Annotated in this window: 1 protein-coding gene; it reads left to right on the forward strand. The window is 38.1% G+C overall.

Features of this window, described 5'->3' with window-relative positions; all coding sequences use genetic code 11:
• The coding region (locus tag Q0954_RS34595; protein ID WP_299466821.1) for a transposase at positions 1 to 383 on the forward strand (383 nt) is incomplete at both ends.

Genomic DNA, 383 nt, shown 5'->3' on the forward strand with positions numbered 1-383 from the left:
GCATTACAACCCAAATATGTTGCTTGTGGGGTTGCTAAGGAAATCAGCTTGGGTACCCAAAAGTACTGGTTTACTGTCTGGAAAAACCCTAAAAAAGAAAACAAAGATGAACCTTTATTCTATTTCATCTCCACTATCAAAAATAAGCGTAAAGTGATTAAGGCTTACAGTATGAGGTGGACGATTGAGGATTGTTTCTACCATTTGAAGACCAATGGTTTTCATTTGGAGGAAATGAACTTTAAGAAAAGCGCTAAAATTGAGTTACTCATGGCAATACTGACGCTTATTTATACCCTCACCATGGAGAAAGGGTGGGCAGCAGAAGTAAGGCAAACTCGGAAAAACGATAAAATCTATGCAGATGGTTCTATCCATGCTTA

It is taken from the genome of uncultured Microscilla sp., from assembly GCF_947493425.1.
Taxonomy (GTDB): domain Bacteria; phylum Bacteroidota; class Bacteroidia; order Cytophagales; family Microscillaceae; genus Microscilla.